The 1,592-nt window shown below is 64.9% G+C and carries 2 protein-coding genes and 1 pseudogene; all 3 read right to left on the bottom strand.

Annotated elements, in window-relative coordinates:
* Positions 1-304: pseudogene (locus tag EN914_RS34845) on the bottom strand (cyanate transporter); the annotation flags it as partial.
* On the bottom strand, positions 301-978 hold the full coding sequence (locus EN914_RS34840; protein WP_024501309.1) for a FadR/GntR family transcriptional regulator: 678 nt from the start codon (positions 976-978) through the stop codon (positions 301-303). The gene EN914_RS34840 and the pseudogene EN914_RS34845, both read right to left, overlap by 4 nt.
* A 102-nt stretch (positions 979-1,080) precedes the next feature.
* A partial coding sequence (locus tag EN914_RS34835; protein ID WP_164779148.1) for a 4Fe-4S dicluster domain-containing protein occupies positions 1,081-1,592 on the bottom strand: 512 nt, incomplete at its 5' end.

Here is a 1,592-nt window from a genome sequence, read left to right as displayed (position 1 = left end):
GCGCGAAGGGCGCGAGCAGACCCAGGCACAGAACCGGCAGCGTCGTCAGCAGGCTGGCGCCCGTCGTCGACAGTCCGGTTGCCTGCATCACCTCGGGCAGCAGTACCGACAGGCTGGAAAACAGCGGCCGCAGGCTGAAGGCGATCAGCACAAGGCTCGCGCCAAGCACGATGCGCGCCGCACGGCTGCGCAGTTCAGACGGCTGCGGCGCGGGCAGGCTGTCGGCCTCGGCATCGATGAGTTCCAGACCCTCGATGGCGGCGGATTGCGCCGTCGGGTCAGGCTGACGAAAACTCTGGTTCATTGCGAAAGCAGTCTTTCAAGTTGGGCAAGCACTGGCGCCATGAAGGCGCGAACGGCGGCAACGGCGCGCTCGGGATTGCTCGCGGCAATGGCGTCGACGATTGCCGCATGCGCCTGGTGGTCCGGTTCGGGCAGATCGCCGTCGATGGTGGCATGGATGGTCTCGGTGATGGCGGCGGTGAAGAAGTCGTAGAGCTCCATCATCGCTTTGTTGCCGGACGCCGCGACAACCGATTTGTGGAAAGCGAGATCGCGCCGGATGAAGGCATCGCTTCCGCCGTCCGCGACGGTGCCGCGTTCGGCAAGCAGTTGCCGCATCGTCTCAAGATCGGCTGGCGTGTGGCGCATGGCGGCGAGCCGTGCCGCCTCCAGGTCGAGCGCCGCCCGCGCCTCCCACTGATCGCGCAGGCCGGTGCGCTTGACCCGGTCGAGCGCGGCAGAGGCATCGACGGTAGAGCGCACATATGTGCCCGAGCCCTGGCGCGTATCCAGCAATCCTTGCGAGACCAGCACCCGCACCGCCTCGCGCACCGTGCCGCGGCTGACCGACAGAAGGCCGGTCAAGGCTGCCTCATTGGGAATGCGCTCGCCGACGCCCCAGCGGCCGCTGACGATCTCCGCACGCAGGCTGCTGGTGGCGCTGTCGGTGAGATTGGTTCTGGTGGCGGGTTGCATAGGCCTATTCATAAGTCATCAGATGACTTGATGAATAGGCCTGCTTCTAGCTACCGTCAAGATGCTCATCGAAGCCAACGAGCACCATGCAATGGGAACGGATCAGCTGGTGGCCCGTGCGAAGCTCGCCATGTGAAAGGCCTGGACCTCCGGCGGATAGCGATACCCCGTGCCATAGGGGCACGCATTGCGATCGAGGCAACCGCCGCTGCGGCAGGGTTCGCCATTCGCTCCCCCCACATGCGCCAGGCAGGATTGATAAGCGAATCCTTGCACGGAATAGGCGTCGACCGGGCAGGATTTCAGGCAGGCTTTCTCGGCGCAGCTATCGCAAAGGTGGGGCGCTGCCTCGGCAACTTGAACTGGAATTTCGTCCTCGAACAGCAGCGCACCGCGGTAGGCATGCCATAGCCCGTAGCGCGGATGCATGAGGATGCCGAGCGGCGACGGTTTCAGCCCCTCCGCCCGCATCGCCCATTGCTGGAACGGCAGATAGGGCTTGTCCGACGGAGAAATCGCCCGTGCGCCAAAATCCTGCGCCACGGCGCCGATCACTTCGCGCGACCATGTGTCGAGCGGATTGGCGATTGCCTGTGGCTGTTGCTCCCACCAAC

It is taken from the genome of Mesorhizobium sp. M7A.F.Ca.CA.001.08.2.1 (assembly GCF_003998455.1).
Lineage (GTDB): Bacteria > Pseudomonadota > Alphaproteobacteria > Rhizobiales > Rhizobiaceae > Mesorhizobium > Mesorhizobium ciceri.
Note: the sequence above shows the minus strand (reverse complement) of the source record. Positions and strands in the feature narration are given on the sequence as shown.

Coding starts and splice junctions, on each gene's coding strand:
- EN914_RS34840 (WP_024501309.1), bottom strand. CDS start 978: ATGCAACCCGCCACCAGAACCAATCTCACCGACAGCGCCACCAGCAGC.